At 37.3% G+C, this 25,262-nt stretch carries 21 protein-coding genes; 7 read left to right on the forward strand and 14 right to left on the reverse strand.

Annotation, left to right across the window (positions count from 1 at the left end; all coding sequences use genetic code 11):
- Nucleotides 1–7 precede the first annotated feature (7 nt).
- On the reverse strand, nt 8–2,551 hold the full coding sequence (locus P9B04_RS19330; RefSeq protein WP_342056604.1) for a caspase family protein: 2,544 nt from the start codon (nt 2,549–2,551) through the stop codon (nt 8–10).
- Between the two features lie 76 nt (nt 2,552–2,627).
- Between P9B04_RS19330 and P9B04_RS19335 the strand changes: the two genes are divergently transcribed.
- On the forward strand, nt 2,628–2,960 hold the full coding sequence (locus P9B04_RS19335) for a CU044_2847 family protein (RefSeq protein WP_342056605.1): 333 nt from the start codon (nt 2,628–2,630) through the stop codon (nt 2,958–2,960).
- Nucleotides 2,961–2,966: 6 nt separating this feature from the next.
- On the opposite strand, the gene P9B04_RS19340 is transcribed toward P9B04_RS19335, so the two are convergent.
- The 6 genes from P9B04_RS19340 to hpnA all read right to left on the reverse strand — a co-directional run bounded on the left by P9B04_RS19340 (nt 2,967) and on the right by hpnA (nt 8,533).
- The gene (locus P9B04_RS19340; RefSeq protein WP_342056606.1) at nt 2,967–3,875 is read right to left on the reverse strand and encodes a S66 peptidase family protein; all 909 of its coding nucleotides are present in this window, start codon (nt 3,873–3,875) and stop codon (nt 2,967–2,969) included.
- Between the two features lie 77 nt (nt 3,876–3,952).
- Nucleotides 3,953–4,171 (reverse strand): DUF2949 domain-containing protein, encoded by a 219-nt coding sequence (locus P9B04_RS19345; RefSeq protein WP_342056607.1) that lies wholly within the window; start codon nt 4,169–4,171, stop codon nt 3,953–3,955.
- A gap of 198 nt (nt 4,172–4,369) precedes the next feature.
- Complete coding sequence (locus tag P9B04_RS19350) at nt 4,370–5,737, reverse strand: aminopeptidase P family protein (protein WP_342056608.1); 1,368 nt, start codon at nt 5,735–5,737, stop codon at nt 4,370–4,372.
- A gap of 9 nt (nt 5,738–5,746) precedes the next feature.
- Nucleotides 5,747–6,745, reverse strand: coding sequence for an ABC transporter ATP-binding protein (locus P9B04_RS19355; protein WP_342056609.1), 999 nt, complete (start codon nt 6,743–6,745; stop codon nt 5,747–5,749).
- A gap of 21 nt (nt 6,746–6,766) precedes the next feature.
- On the reverse strand, nt 6,767–7,516 hold the full coding sequence (locus P9B04_RS19360) for a chemotaxis protein CheW (RefSeq protein WP_342056610.1): 750 nt from the start codon (nt 7,514–7,516) through the stop codon (nt 6,767–6,769).
- Between the two features lie 30 nt (nt 7,517–7,546).
- Nucleotides 7,547–8,533: a hopanoid-associated sugar epimerase gene (gene hpnA, locus P9B04_RS19365; protein WP_342056611.1), complete on the reverse strand. Its 987-nt coding sequence runs from the start codon at nt 8,531–8,533 to the stop codon at nt 7,547–7,549.
- Between the two features lie 311 nt (nt 8,534–8,844).
- Between hpnA and P9B04_RS19370 the strand changes: the two genes are divergently transcribed.
- Nucleotides 8,845–10,053, forward strand: coding sequence for a S8 family peptidase (locus tag P9B04_RS19370; RefSeq protein WP_342056612.1), 1,209 nt, complete (start codon nt 8,845–8,847; stop codon nt 10,051–10,053).
- A gap of 71 nt (nt 10,054–10,124) precedes the next feature.
- Nucleotides 10,125–12,566 carry an NACHT domain-containing protein gene (locus P9B04_RS19375; protein ID WP_342056613.1) on the forward strand — a complete coding sequence of 814 codons (2,442 nt, stop codon included), beginning with the start codon at nt 10,125–10,127 and terminating at the stop codon, nt 12,564–12,566.
- A gap of 18 nt (nt 12,567–12,584) precedes the next feature.
- Here P9B04_RS19375 and P9B04_RS19380 read toward each other — a convergent pair whose 3' ends face one another.
- The 3 genes from P9B04_RS19380 to P9B04_RS19390 all read right to left on the reverse strand — a co-directional run bounded on the left by P9B04_RS19380 (nt 12,585) and on the right by P9B04_RS19390 (nt 15,735).
- Nucleotides 12,585–13,172 (reverse strand): Uma2 family endonuclease, encoded by a 588-nt coding sequence (locus P9B04_RS19380; protein ID WP_342056614.1) that lies wholly within the window; start codon nt 13,170–13,172, stop codon nt 12,585–12,587.
- Nucleotides 13,173–13,274: 102 nt separating this feature from the next.
- The gene (locus P9B04_RS19385) at nt 13,275–13,676 is read right to left on the reverse strand and encodes a DUF4164 domain-containing protein (RefSeq protein WP_342056615.1); all 402 of its coding nucleotides are present in this window, start codon (nt 13,674–13,676) and stop codon (nt 13,275–13,277) included.
- A 151-nt stretch (nt 13,677–13,827) separates the two neighbouring features.
- Nucleotides 13,828–15,735 carry an FAD-dependent oxidoreductase gene (locus P9B04_RS19390; RefSeq protein ID WP_342056616.1) on the reverse strand — a complete coding sequence of 636 codons (1,908 nt, stop codon included), beginning with the start codon at nt 15,733–15,735 and terminating at the stop codon, nt 13,828–13,830.
- Between the two features lie 293 nt (nt 15,736–16,028).
- On the opposite strand from P9B04_RS19390, the gene P9B04_RS19395 reads away from it, so the two are divergent.
- Complete coding sequence (locus P9B04_RS19395) at nt 16,029–16,298, forward strand: hypothetical protein (protein WP_342056617.1); 270 nt, start codon at nt 16,029–16,031, stop codon at nt 16,296–16,298.
- 31 nt (nt 16,299–16,329) lie between these two features.
- Here the strand turns inward: P9B04_RS19395 and trmD are convergent, their stop codons facing one another.
- Complete coding sequence (gene trmD, locus P9B04_RS19400; protein WP_342056618.1) at nt 16,330–17,040, reverse strand: tRNA (guanosine(37)-N1)-methyltransferase TrmD; 711 nt, start codon at nt 17,038–17,040, stop codon at nt 16,330–16,332.
- 197 nt (nt 17,041–17,237) lie between these two features.
- Here trmD and P9B04_RS19405 point away from each other — a divergent pair, with 197 nt between their 5' ends.
- Both P9B04_RS19405 and cphA read left to right on the forward strand, forming a co-directional pair.
- Complete coding sequence (locus tag P9B04_RS19405) at nt 17,238–18,092, forward strand: cyanophycinase (protein WP_342056619.1); 855 nt, start codon at nt 17,238–17,240, stop codon at nt 18,090–18,092.
- A 123-nt stretch (nt 18,093–18,215) separates the two neighbouring features.
- On the forward strand, nt 18,216–20,834 hold the full coding sequence (gene cphA, locus P9B04_RS19410) for a cyanophycin synthetase (RefSeq protein WP_342056620.1): 2,619 nt from the start codon (nt 18,216–18,218) through the stop codon (nt 20,832–20,834).
- 339 nt (nt 20,835–21,173) lie between these two features.
- Here cphA and P9B04_RS19415 read toward each other — a convergent pair whose 3' ends face one another.
- Nucleotides 21,174–21,857 carry an ATP synthase F0 subunit B gene (locus tag P9B04_RS19415; RefSeq protein WP_342056621.1) on the reverse strand — a complete coding sequence of 228 codons (684 nt, stop codon included), beginning with the start codon at nt 21,855–21,857 and terminating at the stop codon, nt 21,174–21,176.
- A gap of 507 nt (nt 21,858–22,364) precedes the next feature.
- Here P9B04_RS19415 and petL point away from each other — a divergent pair.
- Nucleotides 22,365–22,466, forward strand: a complete 102-nt coding sequence (gene petL, locus P9B04_RS19420; protein ID WP_342056622.1) for a cytochrome b6-f complex subunit PetL — start codon at nt 22,365–22,367, stop codon at nt 22,464–22,466.
- Between the two features lie 52 nt (nt 22,467–22,518).
- Here petL and P9B04_RS19425 read toward each other — a convergent pair whose 3' ends face one another.
- Together P9B04_RS19425 and P9B04_RS19430 are read right to left on the reverse strand one after the other, a co-directional pair.
- On the reverse strand, nt 22,519–23,880 hold the full coding sequence (locus P9B04_RS19425) for an MFS transporter (protein ID WP_342056623.1): 1,362 nt from the start codon (nt 23,878–23,880) through the stop codon (nt 22,519–22,521).
- Between the two features lie 68 nt (nt 23,881–23,948).
- Nucleotides 23,949–24,896 (reverse strand): NAD(P)H-dependent glycerol-3-phosphate dehydrogenase, encoded by a 948-nt coding sequence (locus tag P9B04_RS19430; protein WP_342056624.1) that lies wholly within the window; start codon nt 24,894–24,896, stop codon nt 23,949–23,951.
- Nucleotides 24,897–25,262 lie beyond the last annotated feature (366 nt).

The following is a 25,262-nucleotide window of genomic DNA, read 5'->3' on the forward strand; positions in this document are numbered from 1 at the left end:
GTTTGGCCTAAGTTTTCGCAGCGAGTGACCCCTGGCTTTTTGAGAAGATACAGGATTGATGTCCATCGAGGGTGATAACCTGTTTGGGAACCTTATACCAGAGAGTATTTAAAGCCAAAATGGGACTACTTACAGGATAATTACCATCTGCTTGTTTTAAAGGAATTAAAGCTTTTCCTGCTTTAACCGCAGTTAATAAAGCTTGTGTGGGTTGGTGTTTATCCAGTTTATCCAATGCTTGTGATCCTTCAATTTCTAATTGAATCGCTGTTTTTTCATTAGCGATAGCGATCGCCCGATACAAATTTTCTAATTCAGCAAGACGTTTTCGTTCATATTCATCACTTTTTTGATAGAACTCCTTGTCTTCGGTGGGATGTAGCAAAAATGGACGTAACTCATCCCATTGCCGTCTCACCTGCATTAACAATCCTCCCATCATCAAATTTTCATCGATGGGATTTTTTAGCCATTGCTGACGTTGATCCTCCAATCTTTCCGATAATTGCCGTAAATCTCTATTTTCTGCTCGCCACAGTTTAAACCGTTGCCATCCTTCAATTAACGCCTCATGGACTAAATCGATTGTGCTATGGTTTTGATTATCCATTCCTGTTACTAATAATCTGGCAGACACTAACCCTTGTTCCCCATCAATTAATTCATTTAACGCTTCTTGCTGTGTTTCATCCTCTCCAGCAATATTCAACAAAAGTGTTTTTGGTTGTCGTTGTCTAGTATCCTTGGCCTGATTTCCAGTGCGAATTAAGAGCAGAAAAATCAACTTAATTAACTCCTTTTCCGTCTCTGTTCGCTTTCTTTGGAGTTTATCTTGATTATAGTATTGATAGTGATAAACTTTCTCCGCATAAATATCCAAAGCTCTTGTTAACCCTGTATTTTGTTGTGAATTTGTCCTCCCATTCTCCCCACCCTCTCTTTCCTCTCCCAATTTTTCATAAGCATCTAAGGTCAAAATTTGATTATCTTCATCTCGTTTTTCCCATAAGAGGGTCAAAGCAAACTCTAATAAAGGTAAAAATCCTTGTTTTTTACCCACATCACTTAATAAACGAATCAGTAAAGCATTTTCTATTTGATATCCTTGACGTTGAGCCGGTTTAATAATAATTTCTTGTATATCTTTTTCTTCCAAGGGAGGCATATAAATTACCCGATCTTGGATAATTTCATACAAAGATTGATACTGTAAGCAGTTATCTAAAAAATCTGCTCGCATTGTGGTAATAATGGCAAATTTATTGTTATTTTTTACCTTAATTTCCGTAATCAGGTCAATAAACCGCTTTCTTTCCCATTCGTCACTGCAAACTGTAAAAACTTCTTCAAACTGGTCAATAAATAGGAAAGATTTCTGATAATTGGGCAAAAACTCAACAATATCCCCCATTCCTCTCTCTTCATCTTCAATAATTTCTTTTAACTGCCTTAGTTTTAAACTCACTTTATCCTGAAAAACTCTTCTTAATTCGCTTAAAGGTTCAAATCCAGGCTTAATCGTTTCTAAAATACACCATTCTTCCCTTTCTGCTTCTAACCATCCCATAACTCCTGTATAAACTACCGAAGATTTACCACTCCCAGAAGCTCCAATAATAGGAATAACGCCAAATTCCTCTAATTTTTGTTTAATGTTTTCCGTTAATCCCTGTCTTCCGAAGAAAAACTCTTTTTCCTTAGCTGTAAACACATTTAACCCTTGATAGGGACAAACAATATTTCCCTGATCATCCCGTATTGGTTGAATTTCTGGGATTTCTTCCCTATTGGATAGAGGATACTGAACCAAGGTAATTGATCCACCAATTCCCATGTGCCTCGGGGTTTGTAACTTACCAGCGATTTCTGTGTTGACAAAATCAAACAGGCGATTGCAACTTATTTTCCCTTTTTCGTCTTTATTATTATCAGATAAACCCTCAATAATAGCTCCCGAGAAAACACTATGTTCATCTTTCCTAATAACTTTAGCTGTTTCAAAAGAACGACAAGCAGTTATTAAATAATAATTTTGTTTATATTCAAATGTATTCAAACTTTTTTGCATTAAATAGGTCTCAATATAATTACCACTATGGCAGCAATCTAATAATAAAACTAATTCACTTAAATTTGCTTGCTCAATTAAGTAGTTTAAGTCCTCTAAAGGTAAAGCATTTTCTTGTTTAATAATTTGCTTATCTTTAACCGTTATCTTACAGTTTGATGTTGCTAAAAATCCCTTTTCTCTTCCCAAGCGATCGCAAATAGTAAACCCATGTCCAGTAAAATAAATCAATACAGGTTGGTTTTGTGCTTTTTTAGTCAAAAATAGTTCTAATTCTTTATACAAATCTTCATCTGTTACTTTTCCTGCTTTCATTTCATATTCTGCTATCTCAGCATTCCCTTTCTTGGGTAATCTGGTTATGTCATAATCTCCATATTGACATAATATTTTAGCGATCGCTTCTGCATCACCAGTAGTTTTCGGAAGGGGTGAAAACCCATCGTATTCAGGAATAGCAATAATTAGCGCATATTTTGTCATTCTTTAAAAAAGAGAAAATAATTTAACTTCTATTCTAAACTGTGGTTTCATATAATCAAAAGATTATTGAGGCAAAATGACAACAAAACTATATTTTGAAACAGATCAAGGATTGAAAGATATTGAGATTACTCCTAGGGTTATTTCTAGCACACAAGATGATGGAATTGATGAGATGGGAGGTTTACCCATTGATGTTAGGAAACAACTGGATCAAGCACAACAAATGATTAGAGAGTGTGCAGAATATACTTTAAATTCTTTCAAGAATTTTGCTGCGGCTGAAGTGGATGAAATTACGTTAAAATTTGGTATTAAATTGGGTGGAGAAGCAGGTATTCCTTATATTACTAAAGGTACAGCAGAAAGTAATATTGAAATTTGCATTAAGTGTAAATTTTCTGAGTAATAAACTTTAATTATTTATAAATTCTAAACTACCCCGATCACCGTCTAATTTAACCGTCATTCCTACTGGTAAAATAGCGTTAACCCCATCGTGACCAAACGGTAACTCAGACACAATAGGAATACCTAGATCCCCTAAGCGATCGCTTAAAACTTCTTCTACAGTCCAACTATTCGCAGGTCCTTTGCTACCACTAAAACGTCCTAAAGCAATACCTTTTACCCCAGAAAATGCACCCAATAACCTCCATTGAGTCAACATTCGATCAATACTATAAGGGGGTTCTCCTACGTCTTCTATGGCTAAAATTATGTGGTTTAAAGAGGGTTGCAAAGATGTTCCTAATATATGAGTTGCGACGGTAAGATTAGCAGGTAATAAGCATCCTGTTCCCTGTCCATTTCCCCATCCTTTTCCTTCTAACGGTGCTAAAATATCACCTTGAAGATAGTTAAAAAAGCGTTTTAAAGACCACTCGGGTTCCTGTACTAAGGTAGTTAAAACAGGACCATGAATACTAAAAATATTAACTTTTGCTAGTTTCCAAAGTAAGCTAGTAATATCAGAAAAACCAATCAACCATTTGGGATTATTATTAAATACAGTTTCCCAGTCTTTTTCTTCTAATAATCTGGCTGCACCATAACCCCCACGAACTGATATAATTGCTTTACAATTGGGATTTTTAAAAGCTTCTAATAAGTCTTCTCTGCGTTGTTCATCGGTTCCGGCTAAGTAACCATATTGAGTATTCCAATGTTTACTTAATTCTAAATTATAGCCCTGAGATCGCACAATTTCTATTGCTTTTTCTACCACAGAGGTATCTTTAATTGCTCCACTAGGAGAAATTGCTATAATTGTATCTCCAGGTTTTAAAAATGATGGTTTTTTCCAAGAACCCAAAGAAGTCATAAGTATTATTATTTTTCCCTATTGTCAAAAGAAACAACTATATATTAACTGTAATTTTCTATGATGTATTTTTGAGTCTAAAAATCTCTTGCAGAATGAGAAAAACCATTATCTAACCAGTCAAAAGTCCTTTCTAGTTGAGCGATAGTAATTAATCCATAACGCCACAATAACATGGGAAAAGAACTATAGGGAAGCTCAGGATGACGTTCAACTAAAGCAATGGACTCCGCAGGAATGTCCAACTCTTGTCTTAAAAAGTGTACCAGTTTTTGATGGGGATCTAAAGGACTCATCTCATACTCTCCTCGACATTTAAGGAAGTTTACTGATTTGCTGTAGCTACCACTTTAAACTAGTTGTTGTTAATTGACTTCATCAAAAAGGTTCACCCATCTGGGTGAATTATGGAGATTGCTTAATACAGAGGAACTGTATGCTAACTTTACTAGAAAAACTGGGACAACCTAAAAACAGATTAATTATCCCTAAATTTACTTTATTAATTCTTCTATTTCTTGTACTTTCTTTGGTAAATTTTGAGTTAAAATTTCTACTCCCGTTTCTGTTACTAAAATGTCGTCTTCGATACGAATTCCTCTAACATCGGAAAACTGTTTCAACTTCTCCCAGTTAACATCATTGTAATATTTTTCTTTAAATTTAGGATTATTTAAAATTGCTGGAACTTGATAAAAACCAGGTTCAATGGTTACTACCATTCCTACTTTGAGTGGTCGATCTAACCTAAGATATCCTAACCCAAAGCGATCGCTTCTTGTTCTTCCTTTTTCGTACCCTGCTAAGTCCCCTAAGTCTTCCATGTCATGAACATCTAATCCTAATAAATGACCGATTCCATGGGGGAAAAATAGAGCATGAGCGTCTTTTTCTACTAAACTTTCGGGATTACCTTTTAAAATACCTAAGTTCACTAAACCTTCTGCTATAATTCTAGCACCTAACAGATGGATATCCCGATATTCTGCTCCTGGTTTAATGTTTTCAATACAAGCAGAATTGGCGGCTAAAACAATATCATAAATATCTCTTTGACTACTAGAAAAATGACCACTAACTGGCCAAGTTCTGGTAATATCTGAAGCCCATCCTAAAGGAGTTTCTGCCCCAACATCAGCTAATATTAAGTCTCCTGCTTTTAAGGAGTTATTGTAAGTTTCGTTGTGTAAAATTTCTCCATTAACAGTAACAATACTATTGTAAGCACAGATCATATTTTGACTTATTATATAGCTTTCCATTGCTGCTCTCACTTGTGCTTCTGTTATGGAATTTTTTGTTAACTTCATTCCAATTTCATGAGCTTTAACTGAAACACCAACAGCCTTTTTTATTTCTTTTAATGCCATATCATCGTGAGTTGAACGTAAGGAAATTATAGACTGCATTAATTTATAATCAAGCTCATTTAAATCATTATTTATTAATAGAAATCGTTGTAATATTTTTTTCTGTTTTTCATTAGTAAAAGTATCTTGAACTGCAACAGTAGCAACTCCATCTATTTTGTCTTTTAATGCTTCCATAGGGTAAGCATTATTTGCTCCTATTTGTAAGGCTATATCTTCCCTTGTTGGCATTTCTCCGTGCCATAATGTGCTATCAGGATGGGGGTTATCCATGAATAAGTCTAAATTGCCATTTTCCAGTTTTATCGCTGCATTCTCTATTGGAAGTCCTGCAAAGTAAAGAAAATGACTACTGGCGCGAAAGGGGTAATAGTTGGCTCGAAAGTTTTTAGAGGGGGATTTTCCTGACCATAAAACTGCAGGAGTATTGAGCAGTTCTGCTAATTTTTTTCTTCTAACTTTTAAGGATTGAATATCAATATTTTGTTGCATAATTATATCCTAGTTATTGTTATCTATATCAACATTTCCCCTAGAAAAGATTTGACTAACAACTTCTTCAATGGGGGGATCTGTTACACTAAGATCATTAACTTCTAGTTGAGCTAAAATCTTAGCGATGGTTTCTGTCAGATTTTCTTGTTTGACTAAAAATCTAACTTCTTGTCCTTTCACTGTTTCAATTTGTCCATAAACTGCTAATTTTTCGGATGGTAAAGGAGAAGAAAGCTCGACGTTTACCTGTTTATAAGGGGTGAACTTTTCTACTAAGTCTTCTAAGCTTCCATCATAAATCAATTGTCCTTCATGAATCAATAATACTCTTTCACATAATGCAGTAATATCAGCCATATAATGACTGGTTAATAAGATAGTTGCTTGGTATCTTTCATTATACTCTTTTAGGAAGGAACGAATAGCAGCTTGCGAATTGACATCTAACCCCAAAGTCGGTTCATCTAAAAATAAAACTTGGGGATGATGTAATAAAGCAGCCAATAATTCTGCTTTCATTCTTTGCCCTAAAGAGAGTTTACGAACTGGTTGGATTAATTGTTCTTCAATGGATAACATTTCTGCTAATTCCTGAAGTCTTTTTTGAAAAATTTTATCAGGAATTTCATAGACAGCAGCGTTTATTTTTAGGGAATCTAAAGCGGGTAAATCCCACAATAATTGCTGTTTTTGCCCCATAATTAAACTCATTTTTTTGAGAAAAGTGGGATGACGATTAAAAGGAATATGGCCAACTATTTGAACATCACCAGTTGAGGGATGAATTAATCCAGTTAGCATTTTTAATGTGGTGGTTTTTCCTGCGCCATTTGCTCCTAAAAAGCCAACAATCTCCCCAGGATTAATTGTAAAAGATACATCTTTAACTGCTGATATGTCCCTATACGTCCGTCTAAAAAAGTGTTTTATTGTACCCGTAAGTCCAGGCTTTTTTAAAGACACTTTATAAATTTTACTAAGGTTTTTTACACTAATGACAGACATAATAACTTTGTTGGTTTGGTTTTAGGCTCTGTTTAAAGTATAGAATAATAATTCATAGAAGACTAATTCATAATCCAAGTAATTGATGTTCTTGTCTTCTAGGGTTAGTATTTTTTTCGTATATGTATCAGGAGTTTTAGAAATAACAACGGGAGTATCTCGCAATTGTTTTGATGAAAAACGATAAACTCCTAAAATTTCATCCACCGGAAATACCCAACGATTAGATTGTATTTCAATTACAATCATTCTTTTGTAAATTACAGGAACAAGAGAGGATGAATATTTTGAATCATTGTTTTCCTCATCTAATTCCACAGAGGGTAACGATAATAAATTTCTCAGTAAAATAGACATTAAAATCTCACCACGAATATTAACAATACCAGTAAAAACGTGGTTACTGCGATGAGGTAAAGTATGAATTGGATGAATATGGGTAATTTCTTTAACAACCCATGCTGGTAAAGCTAACCATTCTTTAGCAACTCTAAAAATAATTAGAGCTGTAATTTCATCACTAGCTATTTCTTTTTTAACTAAACCGAGTCGTTTTTCCTTTGCTTTGTATTCGTCTTGTTGCCAATCTTTAGTTAATATATCAGTCCACTCTTCTACATAACCTTCTGGGGAATCTCTTTGTAGTAAAGTTCTACCGGCACCTCGATAAACAGGACAATTTCGACAGTGAAAAACTGTTTTTAACTCAGGACAAGAACTGTTCCCAGAAACTCCAATATCATTCCAACAATAAGTAACGGCATTTTCCATAATTTTTGGTTTATATTAATAGTAATTGACTTATACATAACCCTTATCGGTAAACCAATCGATGGCATCTTTTAGAGCATTTTTAATAGGAGAAGATGGCAAACCTAATTCATCAATGGCTTTAGACGGGTTATAATACATAGGCTGTTTGGACATTTTGACCCCATCTATAGGAATTGACGGTTCTTTACCTACACGAGATAATAACTTCTCTTCTACCCATGCTACGGTTAAAGGTAGCCAAAGTGGTAGGGTTCTTTCTGGTGCTTTTAAGCCTGTTAGTTGGGATAATTCCTCTAATAAGACTTTTAAACTAAGGTTTTTATTACCTAAAATATAACGTTCCCCAGTCTTCCCTTTTTCTAACGCTAATAGATGACCTTTCGCCACGTCTCGCACATCAATAAGGTTTAACCCAGTGTTGACATAAGCTGGCATTTGACGGCGTAAAAAACGCAAGATAATTTCTCCTGTAGGAGTAGGTTTAATGTCTAATGGTCCAATGGGGGTACTGGGGTTGACTATAACTATATCTTGCCCATTTATTATAGCTTTTTTAGCTTCTTGTTCCGCCCAATATTTTGATTTTTTGTAATGTCCTACTAGGTCATTTACGGTACTTTGATGGGTTTCGTTAACCATTTCTCCGTATTTTCCCACACCAATAGCTGCAACTGAACTTGTATAAATTATACGTTCTACGTTTGCTTGTTTGGCTGCGTTTAAAATAGAGCGAGTTCCTAATACATTACTTTGGTATAATTTATCTTTATCTGCTTGGTATAAGGAGTAATGTGCTGCTACATGAAATAGAACATTACACCCTCTTATTTTTTCACTTAAACTGATATCATTAAGATCACCTTTGACTATTTCAATATCTAAGTTTCTCAGGTTTTCTAAATTACTTTGGGGACGAACTAAAGCACGAACTTCATAACCTTCTTTTAATAGAAGTCTCACTAAGTTTGCGCCAATAAATCCAGTTCCCCCTGTGACAAATGCTTTTATGGTCATGATTTTTTAAACTCTAAAATTTTTAAATGGTCAATAGGTAAGTATTCAGCTATCAGCTATCAGCTATCAGCTATCAGCTTTGAAATAATGCGAAGCTGATAGAAGTTGAATTGTTGATATTTATAGCATAATTACAATTTTTTAGTCACTCACAGTATCGACAATGATATTTTAACCAATACTAGTTCTCATACTAGTGAAGTACAGAAGTTATCTTTTTGACTGAGAGAGGAGAAAACTGGAGTTAGGTGTACCTTATGGAGCTGAGAAACCCTATATAATAAAAAGAAACCCCCAAAATAACATTTTTAATGCCCATTTATATTATTCGTCCTAAAGCCAATCTTGTCAGCCAATCTTTGAGTTTAGATTCTCGTAAGTTGACTCTAGAAAGTCGTCGCCAGCAAACCCAAGAAGTTGAAACTATTTATCGAAAAGATATAACCTATAAAACTTTAAATCAATGGGCTGAAAATATTCAAGGAAAAGAAGACATAAAATTTCTCAAAAGTCCTGAAAAATTAGGAGTTACAGGTACAGCAATCATAGAAATGTCAGAGGAAGAAGCAAAAAATACACAACAACAATTACTAGAATTTTCTATCTTAAAAGACCAAACTTTTGATCTCATTCAACCCGATAAAGTTACCACAAGTTCTAAAAGTGAAAATAGCTTAACAGATGATGATTTATGGCATTTAGAAGCAATTAACCATAGCTTATCATGTAAAGTTACAGGTAAAGGTATCACCATCGCTGTCTTAGATACAGGTATTGATAGTTCACATCCTGCATTACGAGGAAAAATAACTCAATCTGTTGAATTTGACATAAAACAAGGGCAAGTCAAGCAATTAGGCAATTCTTTAGATACCGATGGTCATGGAACCCACGTTGCAGGGTTGATTTGTGGAACACTCATCGGTGTAGCACCAGATGCTACACTTTTAAATGGAATAATGATACCAAAAGGAGAAGGAAGTCTAGCAAACTTTATCATGGCTTTGGAATGGGTTGCTAATAACCCAGAAGTTCAGATTGTTAATGTATCTGCTGGATTACCAGCTTTTATTCCTGAAATGGAGGAAGTAATCCGTGATATGTTGGCGGTGGGAGTTCTCCCTGTGTGTGCTTCGGGTAACGAGGGATGCAATTATACTCGTAGTCCAGGGAACTACAGAAATGTTCTCTCAGTGGGTGCTAGTAACAATCAAGGTAGGGTTTGGCACCGTAGTAGTAGCGCAAAAATAAATATCAACTATCATGAATATAATATCCCTCATCTAGTCGCCCCAGGAGAGCAGGTTTATTCCTCGGTGGTACAGGGAGGTTATGAATCTTGGAATGGCACCTCTATGGCGACTCCTATTGTGTCTGGGGTGGCTGCTTTATTATTAGAAAGGGATCCTGATTTAACGGTGTCGCAGCTTCGGGATAAGTTGTTAAGTCGATGTAAATTGTTAAATCAACCTAAAGAACGTCAGGGATTAGGATTAGTTCAAGTAGGAGATTTATCTTGACTTTTACCTTGTATGGTGAAGTCAGTTATTAGTTATTTAGTCAATTTATACTGATTTAATCTATTAATATTATGCAACTTACTACTGAACAAAAAGCAAAAGCTGATCCTCTTTTACAAGAGATATTAGCTGATTCGTCAAGCGATGAAATGTTACAAGTAGTGATAGTATTAAACGAAGACCAGGCTATTTTATCACCTGCTGAAACCTTAAAACCTTCCCAGTTTTCTTCTCGTGTGGAATATCGTCAAGCATTAATTGAACAACGAAACAAGCAGTTAGAAACGGGAACAGTAGGACAAACAATTACGGAATTAAATAATTTAGATTTAGTTATTCATGGCGGGAAAGTAAGTCGTTTTTTAGTAGTAGAAGGAACAGCTAAAGAAATATTAAAATCTTTATCATTTTCTGGAGTTAAATCAGCTACTTTAGATAAAATTATTCGCATCGAGCCTACGCCAATCGAACCGAAAATTATTGAATATTTTAGTAATTTAATTCTAGAAATTATCCCAGGTGATAAAGATAAAATCTTCCAAGTAGCTAGACAATACATCAGCAATTATTATAAAAGCTATGGAAAGCTTAAGGTTTTAGGGATGCGTAACCCCACGCAGTTAGAAGATATTTATACAACGGTTAAAGTATTACCTGAAAATTTAATCAAACAGTTGCGTAATGAGGATGGAATTAAAGACATTTTCAAAAAGAGAAAGGGATTCTATGTTGATAAAGAGGAAGAAAAATTAATAGGAAGAGATGTTGCTAATCAGTATAAGTTTTTAACAGTTTTAGGCGCACCTGGATCGGGAAAATCTACTTTATTGAGAAAGGTTGGCTTAGATTCTCTCAAAGGAAATTTACATAATAAATGTATTCCTATTTTTATCGAACTCAAGCAATTTAATAATCTTCCAGAAATTGATTTATTGACTACTATAAAGACAATATTTAGGGATTGTGATTTTCCTGATCTAAATAATTTTGTTGAGGAAGGATTGAAACAAGGAAAATTTATCATTTTGTTAGATGGTTTGGATGAAGTCTCTAATAAAGTCGTTGGTTCAGTAGTAGAAGAAACTAGAAAATTAGTTAAAAATAATGATAAAAATCGCTTTATTATTTCTTGTCGTACCGCAGCTTATCAACACCAATTTAAGCAATTTAATAGCGTTATTATTGCTGATTTTGATGATCTTCAAATCCAAGATTTTATTAGTAACTGGTTTAGTTCTGAAACCGATCAACGAGCAGAAACTGATCAAAAATGTTTACGAGCATTAGAAGAAAATCCAGGTGCAAAAGAGTTAGCCAAAACTCCTTTACTATTAACCTTTATTTGTTTGGTTTATGATAAATCTCAAACCTTACCTAAAAATAGAAGCGAGCTATATAAAAGGGCATTAGAAATACTCTTAGAAGAATGGTGGGGTGAAAAAAAATTAGAACGGGATCCTATTTATAAAGATTTTACAACAAAATCAGAAATAATGTTACTTTCAGAAATCGCTTATGAGGGATTTGTTAAGGATAAACTATTTTTCAAAACTCAAGAATTAATCAATAAAATAAGAACATTTTTATCAAGAAATTTGAATACTTTTCAAGATTTAGATGGGGGAGCAGTATTAAACGCTATTGCCATTCAACAAGGTATTTTAGTAGAAAGACTAGATAATATTTATTCCTTTTCTCATTTAACCTTACAAGAATACTTAACCGCTAAATACATTGTAGACAACGGGTTGATCGCAGAAACTGTTAATAGCCATGTCACTGATACAAGATGGAAAGAAGTATTCATTTTAATCGCAGGATTAATGGGAGGAAAAACAGGCGCAGATGAGTTACTTTTAGGGATGGAGAATCAAGCTTTAATCTATTTAAACTCCCTAAAAAATAAAAATCCATTCTCATTACGTGAACACCGTTTTATCATGTTATTAGAATGGGCTGAAAGCACAACTCAACACTCCACTGCTGACTTGACACCTGTTGCTAAAAGAGTTCTTGCCAAGGCCGTTGCCAACGCCTACGCTAACGTCAATGCCTATGGTAACATCTATGCCAATGCGAAGGCTTACACCAACGCCTATGCCTATATCCACCCTTACGGTAACGCCTATGCCAACGCCTACGCCTATCCTTACCCCTATGCTATCCAAAACTTTATTACAACGATTGATAATATGGAGGCGGCCAGCCCCCTTTTTTCCAATTTAAACTTACAAAAATTAAGGGGAAAAATGGAAAAAATAAAAACCAAAATCCCTAATAACACTGAATCTAGACTAGTTCATAAAAGGTTTGCTAATCAACTTCTGGAAACTTGGTTAAATGCTTTTGAGCTTACGTTGGATATGATTAATCTATCCAGTAATGAATTAAGAGAAATTGATCAAAACTATTTTTATGTTTATAATTTGATGTTAAATTGTAAAGGCGCTGCGGAATTAGTCACTAATGAAACTTGGGCAGCCATAGAAGAGAGAATGTATAGAGTACCTTAAAATTTAATTTAGATACTATTACCAGATAGGAAGTAAATCTAAAATAAACCCTGGTAAAATATCTTCACCTGATAATGTTTCTGGAAAGTCTAAAATTTCGACTGTTTTATGAGGACGATAAATTTCTACTTGTTTTTGTTGACGATTAATCAACCATCCTAACTTGGCACCATTTTCTTTATATTCTTGCATTTTTTCTCTTGTCTTTTCCAGGGAATCATTAGGAGATATTAACTCTACTACAAAATCAGGACATAAAGGGGCAAATCTTTCCCTTTCATCTTGCGTCAAATTATTCCATCTTTCCATTGTCACCCAGGAAGCATCTGGGGAACGTTGCGCGCCATTAGGCAACCTAAAACCACCAGAAGAATCAAAGGACTTTCCTCGCTTATTTTGCCGACTCCACGCGCGTAATTGATAGGTTAACTCAGCATTGCGATCACTGGTTTCACTACCTGTTGGTGGCATAATAATTAAATCCCCTTTTGCATTACGCTCAAATCTTAAGTCACGATTTTTCTGACAAAGTTCAAAAAACTGCTGATCTGTTAAGTCTATATTTAACTGGAGAATAGCAGGTAAACTGACAGTATTGATGTTCATTAGTAATGTTTTTATCCCTAGTTTATATTCTAAAGCAATGTTAATAATTTACACTTAATTTAACAATTTATCTGACAATTGCACAGCCTATAATTATCTTAACTAGGGAGTTCCTATCCAACCAAACATCTTTGCTAAACCCCCTAACAAAGCGACAATCAAACCAATCAATACACCACGATTAAGAAATTCTTGATTATCTAAACGTTTACCAATACCTTCTACTTTGGTGTCAAGGGTTTTGATTTCTCCTGTAAATTTCTCATCAAGACTTTTAATCTGTCCCGATAATTTCTCATCAAGACTTTTAATCTGTCCCGATAATTTCTCATCAAGACTTTTGATGTCTCCTGATAACTTTTCCTCTAATCTTGCTTGACCTATTTCTAGATTAGTGATTCTTCCATCCATCCTGTCTATTTTATCATCAATTTTATCGATTTTACCCTCAAGACGTTTTAAAATTTCTTCTAGAGAGTAAGTCACTGTGATAGGTTCATTCATGGTTCAACAATCAATCTGCAGTAGGGTGAACTTATTTACATTTTAATCTAAAACCACAGCAGTTAACCAATGTTAATCACGGACTTATTAATAAGATGTAAATAATATTCCTCGTCACCTCAGAATTACAATTAAACATAAAATAACAAACTTAAATCAATTTAATACCTTCATTAACGGTTAATAAGGTTCGTCTTTGCAAACCTTCTTTCTCCAAAATAGCGTTAGCCGCTAATAACCCACTACTAACTGCTTTTTCCATTAAACCACAGGGAAAAGGCATTTTAACCCAGTCTCCTGCAAAGAATAAGTTATCTATTTCTGTAACGGTTTCTGGACGATTATGATAACTATTGGGAGGATAACCAGAGAAGTTCTTTTGATTAACTAATTCTTTGTGTAATATATTAGCTTCTGCTAGTTGAGGTACAATCTCATATAGTTCTTTCTCAAAGGTTTGTAGTAAAATGTCTTGGGTAGGAAAGTCTTTTTCTTTGTAACAATAAGCGTGTAATTCTACGACACTTCCCCCTGTTTTTTTGGACCACTGGATAAACTGGTTTTGAATACGATGATATAAGGTAATACTATCGGTGAGATTGTAACCAGAAAGGGAAGTAAAGTTACTGTATTCCCAAGCAAAATCTTGATCGAACCAAAACCTAGCAACTGCGAACGGATCAGCAACCGCTAATTGTTCAATTTTTTGTGTTAAGCTGTCGCTATTTTCTCCTTCTATTTTTGTCCATAAATGACGTATTCCTGGAACATCGGTAGCAATAACGTAGTAGTCTGCTTGTAGGGTTTCGCTGTTGATATTTCCTCTATTTTCTTGGCTAACTAAATTAACAGATTGATAATCTTTTTCTATAACTTTATACTGGGCTAAATTTTGTCTTGCTGGACCATTTTTTACTTGACCATTTTCATCGTAAACTGCACCATGACAAGGACATAAAAACGATCCATCCTCTTGTTTTTTTACCGTACAACCTTGATGTGTACAGCTTAAACCCATCACTGTTTTATCTGTTTCCAAAAATAAGCGATCGCTATCACCGTAATAGGTATCATTTTCATCACATAACATAGTATTTTTTTCGACTTTAAAAGGAATATTAGTAACTTCGCTTCCTTGTTGATAGTTAATAGAAGTAATTTTATTGTCTTCACAGATAATATTACCGATATGTGCTTCTTTTATAACATTACCTTGATTACTTTTAATACTAGTAATAATCGGCTCAACTAAACTAGTTCCCATATCGTCTCTTGTGCCATTAAATGCTAAACCTTCGGGGTTACCAAAAAAATAAAAATGGAAAAATTGTAACAATTCCCCTGCACTTAAAACATCTGGTGCATTTAAACTTGAACGAGCAAAAGGTAAAAAATACAAATCATAAAGTCCTTGAGGAAAACCTATCTTTGACCATTCAAGAACGGAAAGATGATCTAACCTTTCAAAACTATCAGGAATTTTAAATCCTGTAATCTCTTTAAATAGTTGCCAATGGGATAACTTACTAATATTAATTCCCCAATTGAAACGATTATCTGACCAAATAGCAAGATCAAGAATATTCCAAGGAAAAGAAGAATGACTAGGATAAAAATTTTCGGGTTTATAATTGTATGTATTATCAGAAAATAAAACAGAATAAAATCCCAAAGAGCGAAAATTATTTTCAATTTTCAATTCAGAAACGATTTGCCCGAGATTATAATAGTGAGGAAAGAAGCCATGAAAACCATGTTCCATATTGAAAATATCTGAACCAATATTAATCTTCCAACTTGCAATTTTTCCCCCTAAATTAGTTGACTTTTCTAATAAAGTTACCTCAAAACCACGACAACTTAATTCATAAGCACAAGCTAAACCAGCTAAACCGGCACCAATAATAACCACAGATTTAGGGTTAGTTAAACCGTAAGGTAAGGTTAAATTATCTTGTTGATAAAACGAAGGAGATGGCTTTTTAAACCGAGAATAAGTGATTAAACTACCTAAACCCCCAACTCCCAGAATTTTGAAAAGCGTACGACGAGAAACCATACAACAATTACAGCATTAAACAATAATAATTACCCCAAAGATCAACTATCCTTGGGGTTCTTTATTATAAACCAGCCTTGATATCAACTGACTGGCAGTATTTATCTTATGATCCTATTGTAAAGTTTTATGTAACTTTTCAGATGTTTCTTAAGGTTTTATTTATGTTTACTCTAGGGAACAAGGCTAAAATTCATTATTGGTCGGGATAGTAGGGTTTTCCCTATTGTGAGCAAAATGTAAAGTTTATTACACTAAAAGTAATATAAATTAACAAATAATCCCCAATCACCATGTTTCCCAACCTTTTTGAAGCGACGCACCAATACTGGCGACAACTAGATGAAATTGAATCCCGTTATCAACAAGGCGACTTGTCTATCGAAGAAGTTGATAAAGAAGTGGAAATGTTGATGAAGCAACTAGGACAAAAGAGAAGAGAAAGTTTACGCTTTTTTAGAGATATCATATCCAATTGGATATCCACCCATACCGAATTCTTGATAGGCTTCCTTTTTGTCCTCATGGTTGCGTATAGTTGGATGCTGACTATTAATAACTAAATATAAATGGAAGATATCCTAAATTTGTTATTTATGATTCAGCTTGATCCGAACTCGTTTCGCTAGACCATTTTTCCCAAAGATCCCGACGACGTTTTTGAGTTCTTTGTATCTGTTGATCCCGTCGCCATTGAGCAATTAATTGATGATTTCCCGAACGTAAAATATCAGGGACTTCCCAATCTTGAAAAACAGCAGGACGAGTATATTGGGGATAATCCAATAACCCTTCTTCAAAACTTTCTGCTTTTAAAGATTCAGTTTTACCCACCGTTCCAGGTAATAAACGAACCACCCCATTAATTAATGCCAAAGCAGGAATTTCTCCGCAAGTCAAAACAAAATCCCCCAGAGAAATTTCTCGATCCGCTAAGTAACGAATACGCTCATCAAACCCTTCATAATGACCACAAATCAAAATCAATTGTTGATAATGGGTAGCTAAATCTTGTAAAGTAGTTTGGGTTAACGGCGAACCCTGGGGAGTCAACAAAATCACTTGTGAGTGAGGTAAGCGAGGTAAAGAATTAACCGCCGCAAAAATTGGCTCAGGTTTCAGTACCATCCCCACCCCACCCCCATAGGGGATATCATCCACTCGGTGGTGCTTGTCCACCGTAAAATCACGGGGGTTAACCAGGTTAACAGAAGCGATCGCATTCGCTAACGCCCTACCCAGTAAACCAGACTGTAAGCCAGAGGTAAAAAAATCGGGAAATAAAGTAATGACATCGATATTCACAATCGACCTGCATAAAGTTACAAAAATAATATTAATTTTACAGTTCCGAGGCTAGTGTAGCTTAAAATGGATCAGAGAAAAGGGGCCAAGAATTGAGTAAGTACCAAGGCTTAACGTTGGCATATTCCGCTCTTATCCCTAATTATGACTAACAAGCGCGAACGTACCGAACCTTCTTTGGCTAGAAAGATAAGATTATGTTGCAATTAGAGACTCAATCCCAACCAAGCCCCATGTCCCAATCCACAACTACTGCCATTTTGGTTATCGGTGGCGCAGAAGACAAAGTTCATGGTAAAGAAATTCTGCAGACCTTTTGGTTTCGTTCAGGTGGTACCAATGCCACTATAGGTATTATTCCCTCAGCTTCAAGAGAACCTGTGTTAATCGGGGAGAGATATCAAAACATCTTTGAAGAAATGGGAGCCAAATACGTTAAAGTCCTAGATATTCGCGACCGCGACCAAGGCAATGACCCCTACTTTAAGCAATACATCGAAGAATGTACAGGGGTATTCATGACAGGCGGCGATCAACTAAGATTATGTGGACTATTAGCCGATACTCCCCTCATGGAAAGGATACGACAACGAGTCCAACTCGGTGAAATCTCCCTAGCAGGAACCAGCGCAGGAGCGGCTGTGATGGGACACCACATGATCGCAGGGGGTAGCAGTGGAGAGTCTCCCAATCGTGCTTTAGTCGATATGGCCATGGGACTGGGTATTATTCCCGAAATCATTGTCGATCAACACTTTCATAACCGCAACCGTATGGCACGCTTATTAAGTGCCTTGTCAAGCCATCCAGAAAGACTGGGTATGGGTATCGACGAAGACACCTGCGCCCTATTTGAAAAAGACGGCTTAATTCGGATCGTCGGCAAAGGAACCGTTAGCATCGTCGATGGCAGAGACATGACTTACACCAACCAAGCAGACATCTTAGCCACAGAGCCTCTCAGTCTCCATAACCTAAGAGTAAACATCTTATCCCACGGAGACTGCTATCATCTCCATCAACATCAATGTATTGCTAAAATAAGTAGCTGAATGCAATAAACAAACATAAAAAAATTGTTCACTATGAACAGCTATTCACCCTAGTGAAAAGACAAGATCATTAGGATATGTTCTCTGTGTCCTCAAGCGTGCTTTTGTATAGAAACGGCGAGTATGAAAATATTAAAAACCCTTACCCTGCGCGGCCCTAACTATTGGAGTATTAGGCGCAAAAAACTGATTGTTATGCGCCTAGATCTAGAGGACTTGGCAGAAAAACCCTCAAACGAAATTGCCGGTTTCTACGAAGGCTTAGTGGAGATTCTACCTAGCTTGGTTGAACATTACTGTTCTCCTGGCCATCGAGGGGGTTTCCTAGAAAGAGTGAAAAAAGGCACTTATATGGGGCATATCGTAGAACACGTAGCCCTAGAATTACAAGAATTAACCAAAATGCCCGTGGGGTTTGGTCGCACCAGAGAAACCGCCACCCCAGGGGTCTATAACGTCGTTTTTGAATACTTAGATGAACAGGCCGGCCGTTATGCAGGGAGGGCCGCTGTTCGCCTTTGTCAGTCCATCGTGGAAACAGGTGGTTACCCCATCCGAGAATTGGAGCAAGATCTCAGCGATCTTAAAGACTTACAAGCCAACGCAGCTTTGGGGCCATCAACCCAAACCCTCGTTACAGAAGCAGAAGCGAGAAATATCCCTTGGATGCCCCTCACTGCCAGGGCAATGGTACAGTTAGGTTACGGTGTACATCTGAAGCGCATTCAGGCAACCCTCAGCGACTATTCCGGCATTTTAGCCGTAGAACTAGCCTGTGATAAAGAAGGCACTAAAACCATTCTCCAAGACGCAGGGGTTCCTGTTCCTAAAGGCACCACCATCGAGTTTTTTGAAGAGCTAGAAAGTGCTATCGCCGATGTGGGGGGTTATCCCATCGTTATTAAACCCCTCGACGGTAATCATGGCAGGGGTATTACCATCGATATAAACACCTGGGAAGACGCAGAAGGAGCATACGATCTCGCCAGCCAACACTCAAAAAATCGCACAGTCATTGTTGAACGCTTCTATAAGGGTAGCGATCACCGTTTATTAGTCATTAACGGTAAATTGGTAGCTGTGGCCGAACGAGTGCCGGCTCATGTGGTAGGAGATGAGGAACATACCATTCAAGAATTGATCGAAATAACCAACCAAGATCCCCGACGGGGAGAAGGTCACGATAACGTTCTCACCAAGATTAAAGTGGATCAAACCTCCCTGGCAATCCTGGAAAAACAAGGACTTCGCCTCGAAACCGTGCTAGACAAAGGGGAAATCGCCTATTTACGGGCAACAGCCAACCTCAGTACCGGCGGCATCGCCATCGATCGCACCGACGATATCCACCCCCAAAACCTCTGGATCGCAGAACGAGTGGCTAAAATTATTGGCCTTGACATAATGGGTATTGATGTGGTAACACCAGACATCACCAAACCCCTACAAGAAGTAGATGGGGTGATCGTCGAGGTAAATGCTGCTCCTGGGTTTCGCATGCACGTCGCCCCCTCTCAAGGATTATCCCGCAACGTGGCCGCCCAAGTCATGGATATGCTGTTTCCTCCGGACACCCCCAGTCGCGTCCCCATCATCGCCATTACCGGCACCAATGGGAAGACCACTACCACCCGTTTAACGGCCCACATTTACCGCCAAACAGGTAGAGTGGTGGGGTATACCAGCACCGATGGGGTCTACATTGGAGAGTATTTGGTGGAAAAAGGAGACAACACCGGACCGTTTAGCGCAGCTATGATCCTCAAAGATCCCACCGTGGAAGTAGCTGTGTTGGAAAGTGCTAGGGGTGGGATTCTGCGATCGGGTTTGGCTTTCGATAGTTGCGACGTAGGTATTGTTTTAAATGTAGCCGCCGATCATTTGGGGTTAGGGGACATCAACACCATCGAACAAATGGCCAGGGTAAAAGGTGTCATTGCCGAAGTGGTACACGGGGATGGTCACGCGGTACTGAATGCCGACGATCCTTTGGTAGCAGCTATGGCGGAAAAAGTCAAGGGAAAGGTGGCTTATTTTTCTATGAACCCTGACAACGAAATTATCCAGAATCATTTACGTCGGGATGGTTTGGCCGCGGTTTATGAGAACGGTTATCTTTCCATACTCGAAGGACAATTTACCCTGAGAATCGAACAAGCGGTTAATGTCCCCATGACTATGGGGGGAATGGCACCCTTTATGATTGCTAACGCTTTGGCCGCTTGTTTGGCTGCCTTTTCTCAAGGGGTGGATATCGAAGACATTAGACAAGGGGTGAGGACATTTACTGCATCCGCAGAACAAACCCCCGGACGCATGAATCTCTTTAACTTAGGAGATCATCACGCTTTGGTAGATTATGCTCACAACCCTGCAGGTTACGAAGCAGTAGGAGAGTTTGTCAAAAACTGGCAAGGACAACGGTTAGGGGTAGTGGGTGGCCCCGGCGATCGCCGGGATGAAGACTTAGTCCTTTTAGGTCAAATCGCTGCTCGGGTTTTTGATCGCATTATTGTTAAAGAAGACGATGATAAAAGGGGCCGGGATCTTGGTGAAGCGGCCGATCTAATTATTAAAGGTATTTTACAAGAGAATTCTCAAGCTAAATACGAAGCCATTTTAGACGAGACAGAAGCAATCAATTACGGCTTAGATAAGGTGGATAAAGGCGGGTTAGTGGTTGTTTTCCCCGAAAGCGTTACTAGGGCTATTTCTCTGATTAAGCAACGAGACTCTGTTTGATCACGAACCCTATTCAACCAACACATTAAGCTCGGGTAAAACATCCTCTCCCGATAAAGATACGGGAAGAGATAGGGTTTATGTAGGTTGTTGGGGTCGATAAATTTCCACAGTGTTATCTTGAGGATTAATTAACCAACCTAAGCTTAAACCAGCGTCTATGTAAGATGTTATCAAAGCAAAGCGTAGTGAGTCCGCTATAGCTAAGGATAGAAAAAAACGGACTGAAGATAACTTCCCAGTTTATAGTTTCCGCACCTTAATAGAAGATTTAGGGACAATTTGCTTGAATACAGTTGAATGTACTTTAGAGAGTGGAAAATACGTTGAATGGAATCATTATGAGGATTGTTTCTTATTTCCAGACACCTGCTTCCCCGAATTGTTCGTTGGACGTTGAGCAGAATGATTGTAAAGTTGTTGGCGGCCATTGCGCACCACTCCCAACATTTCCCCTAGCTCTTGTTCTAGACGGGTGAGAACTGCATCTGCATATTCGTCGGCCCCGTCTTGAATTTGCTGTGCTTCGGCGATACTTTTCTGATACAAGTTTTCCATTTCCCCGTTCGCCATTTGTCGTTGTTGATCGATCTCAGCCACCGTTTGAGCTTTAATGGCTTCACATTGGGTCTGTACCTGGTGCAATATTTGATTAGCTTCGTGTTGAGCTTGTTGAATGATTCCTGATTCGTCTAAAATCTCTGCGGCTTCTTGCTCTGCTTGCTGAACTACATGCTGTGCATAGTTTTCGGCATTGGTTAGAATTTCTTGTTTTTGCTCGAGAACCTGTAATGCTTTTCTAATGGCTTCAGGAATCTTTGTTCCAATAAATTCTAATTGTTCTAATACTTTATCTTCATCGATAATTGTCCATCGTGACACAGGAATATGAAAACTCTCGTAGATTATCTCCTGAAGACGAGATAATTCCTGTTGTATGTCAAAATCAGCCTCTCGAGGAGAACCATTGTCGTTGTATGAAGCGTTTATAGAAGGATTTTGGGGCGAGGTTTGACGTGCCATAAGTCAATATGAACAATTTATTTTATTGACACTCCCACTGTTAAGCTAAGGCTATAACGGGGGATTATTTGTTCACAGAGGTTACTTACTTAAACAGAATTTCTCCCTTCGGCTGATGCCCACGGCGAAGCCTGAAAAAGTAGAGGTATCATCTCCTAAACTGTCTTGCTTGTGATTTCAGCTTATCAGCAAAGTTAAAGTCATGAGCTAATACACGATAACAATGATTAAGGTCATACTTATTGACTTTTTTATTGTCTATCCAAAAGAGAAAGCACTTATTGTGGACAAACTTAGCGTCATGTATTGCCTCGTTTATAACCGTGTACTGATGTTTTTTAGCTCTAATCTTTAACTCCAAAACTAACATTTATGCCGATCTCATCAGTCTGAGTAGAGTTTAACACAAAGTTTTCTGGCTTGAGCAAAAATTTGCTAGGGTTATGTATTAAACGGTAATCACAGGTTAAAATAACATAAAATTACACAATCTAGGAGAAAAAAATTATGTCGGGACTCACTATTGCTGCTTTTGGTGGATACATTGTCGTATTTACAACCGTTGCCCTGGGACTATATTTCGGTCTTCGTATAGCCAAAATTATTTAGGGAATTCGTGGAGTGGAGTGAGGGATTTTTTTCCCTCCCACTTCCCTCCAATTTAGGATAAGGTAGGCTGTAATTCTACAATTTTACTGTCATTTTCGAGGTTTTCTGTCTCATCTACCCAATGAATACAGACAGCCGCTAACAAGAGGGAAACTCCCCCTAAAACCACCACCAGCAAGGAATTATTATCGAGAAAGTAGTCCATAATTGCTCCTAAACCAAAAGCGGCAATGATTTGGGGAATAACAATGAAAGCATTAAACAGTCCCATGTATAACCCCATATTTTTTTCAGGAATGATATGGGATAACATGGAGTAGGGAATAGCTAGGGTACTAGACCAAGCAATGCCGAATCCTATCATGGGAAATAGGGCATGGATTGGCTTTTCTACCCAAAGTAAACTGATCAATCCAATTCCACCACATACTAAGCAAAGAGAATGGGTCATTTTTTTTCCTAGTCTCATGGTTAATTTAGGTAACACCCAGGAAAAAATAAAACAGATACCGTTATAAACAGCGATACAAATACCAGCCCATTCGATGCCTTCAGTATACAGAGTTGAATTTTCTTCTACCGCACCAAAAATATTGTGAGCAACAGCAGGGGGGAAATAAAGAAACAGGCAAAATATACCTAACCAGGTGAAAAATTGTACCACAGCTAATTGTTTCATGGTTTTGGGCATGGCTTGTATTAAATGAACAATCTCTGCTAATTTATCCTTGAGACTTTTATTTTCATTAGCCTGTTGCATCGCTTTCAAGTTTTGAGGGGGTTTCTCTTCTGTGGTAATCACAGTCCAAAGAACGGTACTCAAAAAAACCGCTGCTCCGATGTAGAATGATAGTTTAACGGAGAAGGGAACTCCATCCCCTCCGTTGGTGCTATTACTAAAGCCAAAAACATGGGTTAATATCCAAGGGGAAACGGAGGCAACTACAGCCCCTGCACCAATGAAAAAGCTTTGCATAGAAAAGCCTTGGGTGTGTTGTTTTTCGGGTAATAAGTCGGCAATGAAAGCTCGAAAAGGCTCCATAGTGATGTTAACGGATGTATCTAAAATCCACAGTAACCCTGCCGCTATCCAAAGGGTTGACGCATTAGGCATCAACACTAAGGCAATGGAACTTAAAATGGCACCCACGAGAAAATAAGGTCGTCTTCTGCCTAATGGAGTCCAGGTGCGATCGCTCATATAACCGATAATGGGTTGAGCAATTAAACCACTCACTGGGGCCGCTAACCACAGCAGGGGAATTTGTTCCGGGTTAGCTCCTAAATACTCATAAATTGCGCTGGTATTGGCCATCTGTAATGCCCAACCGTATTGCACCCCAAAAAATCCAAAACTCATATTCCATAATTCTAGGAAATTTCGGGTTCTATTGGTTTTATTTTTGGTAGTCATCACGTTTTTTTTATTAACAACAAGTTGCTTAATATTTTCTTTCTTTGAAGACAAATTAAACTCTCTCGTTAAGCAAAGTCTAAATCATCGAATTCTGCTTTTAAATCTCTCGCCATTAATTCTTTAACGGCTTCTTGAGGAGTTGTTTTCCCGTTCAGAAGTCGATACACTTGGCGAGAAATGGGTATAGCTATTCTATATTTCTTGGCTAATTCTACTAAGACGTTAGCAGTGTTAACTCCTTCTGCCGTACTTTGCAAGTCTTCTAAAATTTGCTCTAATTTTTTGCCTTCTGATAAACCGTAACCTACTCGGTAATTACGGGATAAAGGACTATCACAAGTAGCGATTAAATCCCCTAATCCTGACAGCCCGAAGAAGGTTTCTGGGGATGCTCCTAACTCGCTTCCAATGCGAATCATCTCTGGTAAAGCACGGGTCAAAAGTGCAGATTTCGCATTAGTTCCTAACTGTAGACCATCGCAAACACCAGAAGCGATCGCCATGACATTTTTTAGGGTTCCTCCTAACTCTGTACCAATGGGATCGTTATTAAAATAAACCCGAAAGATATCAGAAGAAAAAATTTCTTGTACTTTACCCGCTGCCACTGTATCGTCACTAGCTACCACAGTTGCTGCTGGTAATCCTTTGTCTATTTCTTTTGATAAATTGGGACCAGATAAAACAACAACTGGATTATTTGGAAAACTTTTTTGCCATATTTGTGAAGCAGTTAGGATCGATTTGGGTTCTAATCCTTTTGTCGCACTGATAAAAATAGTCTCTTCATAAATTGTTAAAGCTGTTAATTTTTCTATGGTTGACCTTACTCCTTTCATGGAAACTGCTGAGAGGATTGCGTCTGCTTCTTTGACAACAGAAGCTAAAGATTCGTTACTTTTTCGTGACCAAATTTTTACATTATTTTCTTCGTTATATCTAGCTAATGTAGCTAATGCTTGTCCCCACAATCCTGCACCGATAATCGTTAAGTTTGTTTTTTGATTACTCATTCTTTTGTGTTTATGTGTACGTCAGCTTATAATTTTTTTTGAGTGTGCTAAAACTTTTTTTGACTTTTTTAATGTTTAGTTTCAACCTGCACTAAGCATAACTCTTTCCATTATAGCAATCAGTCATCAGTTGTGAGAATTTACAGCAATTTGCGACTTGAGAAGGTACAAAAAGTTATCACTTTGGGGAACAGGGAACAAATCATTGTTTTAAAGTTGCTATAAGTCTGAGGTATGAGGGAACGGGGAAACAGGTAAACGTTAACAGTTAATCACTCCCTATCTATGAGAAATAAAAAAATATCAAGATGTAACCCAGACTCCGCACTTCAAAATGTAGTATAAAAAAATACATAGTTTTAAAAA

The sequence above is a fragment of the Crocosphaera sp. Alani8 genome, from assembly GCF_038442745.1.
Lineage (GTDB): Bacteria > Cyanobacteriota > Cyanobacteriia > Cyanobacteriales > Microcystaceae > Crocosphaera.

What these genes read in the sequence shown, in the direction of transcription:
- P9B04_RS19425 (WP_342056623.1), bottom strand. Translation starts at nt 23,880, where the DNA reads ATGACTACCAAAAATAAAACCAATAGAACCCGAAATTTCCTAGAATTA.
- P9B04_RS19355 (WP_342056609.1), bottom strand. Translation starts at nt 6,745, where the DNA reads ATGTCTGTCATTAGTGTAAAAAACCTTAGTAAAATTTATAAAGTGTCT.
- P9B04_RS19345 (WP_342056607.1), bottom strand. Translation starts at nt 4,171, where the DNA reads ATGAGTCCTTTAGATCCCCATCAAAAACTGGTACACTTTTTAAGACAA.
- P9B04_RS19350 (WP_342056608.1), bottom strand. Translation starts at nt 5,737, where the DNA reads ATGCAACAAAATATTGATATTCAATCCTTAAAAGTTAGAAGAAAAAAA.
- P9B04_RS19405 (WP_342056619.1), top strand. Translation starts at nt 17,238, where the DNA reads ATGTTGCAATTAGAGACTCAATCCCAACCAAGCCCCATGTCCCAATCC.
- P9B04_RS19335 (WP_342056605.1), top strand. Translation starts at nt 2,628, where the DNA reads ATGACAACAAAACTATATTTTGAAACAGATCAAGGATTGAAAGATATT.
- P9B04_RS19370 (WP_342056612.1), top strand. Translation starts at nt 8,845, where the DNA reads ATGCCCATTTATATTATTCGTCCTAAAGCCAATCTTGTCAGCCAATCT.
- P9B04_RS19390 (WP_342056616.1), bottom strand. Translation starts at nt 15,735, where the DNA reads ATGGTTTCTCGTCGTACGCTTTTCAAAATTCTGGGAGTTGGGGGTTTA.
- petL (WP_342056622.1), top strand. Translation starts at nt 22,365, where the DNA reads ATGTCGGGACTCACTATTGCTGCTTTTGGTGGATACATTGTCGTATTT.
- P9B04_RS19330 (WP_342056604.1), bottom strand. Translation starts at nt 2,551, where the DNA reads ATGACAAAATATGCGCTAATTATTGCTATTCCTGAATACGATGGGTTT.
- P9B04_RS19380 (WP_342056614.1), bottom strand. Translation starts at nt 13,172, where the DNA reads ATGAACATCAATACTGTCAGTTTACCTGCTATTCTCCAGTTAAATATA.
- cphA (WP_342056620.1), top strand. Translation starts at nt 18,216, where the DNA reads ATGAAAATATTAAAAACCCTTACCCTGCGCGGCCCTAACTATTGGAGT.
- P9B04_RS19375 (WP_342056613.1), top strand. Translation starts at nt 10,125, where the DNA reads ATGCAACTTACTACTGAACAAAAAGCAAAAGCTGATCCTCTTTTACAA.
- P9B04_RS19340 (WP_342056606.1), bottom strand. Translation starts at nt 3,875, where the DNA reads ATGACTTCTTTGGGTTCTTGGAAAAAACCATCATTTTTAAAACCTGGA.
- P9B04_RS19360 (WP_342056610.1), bottom strand. Translation starts at nt 7,516, where the DNA reads ATGGAAAATGCCGTTACTTATTGTTGGAATGATATTGGAGTTTCTGGG.
- P9B04_RS19415 (WP_342056621.1), bottom strand. Translation starts at nt 21,857, where the DNA reads ATGGCACGTCAAACCTCGCCCCAAAATCCTTCTATAAACGCTTCATAC.
- P9B04_RS19395 (WP_342056617.1), top strand. Translation starts at nt 16,029, where the DNA reads ATGTTTCCCAACCTTTTTGAAGCGACGCACCAATACTGGCGACAACTA.
- hpnA (WP_342056611.1), bottom strand. Translation starts at nt 8,533, where the DNA reads ATGACCATAAAAGCATTTGTCACAGGGGGAACTGGATTTATTGGCGCA.
- P9B04_RS19385 (WP_342056615.1), bottom strand. Translation starts at nt 13,676, where the DNA reads ATGAATGAACCTATCACAGTGACTTACTCTCTAGAAGAAATTTTAAAA.
- P9B04_RS19430 (WP_342056624.1), bottom strand. Translation starts at nt 24,896, where the DNA reads ATGAGTAATCAAAAAACAAACTTAACGATTATCGGTGCAGGATTGTGG.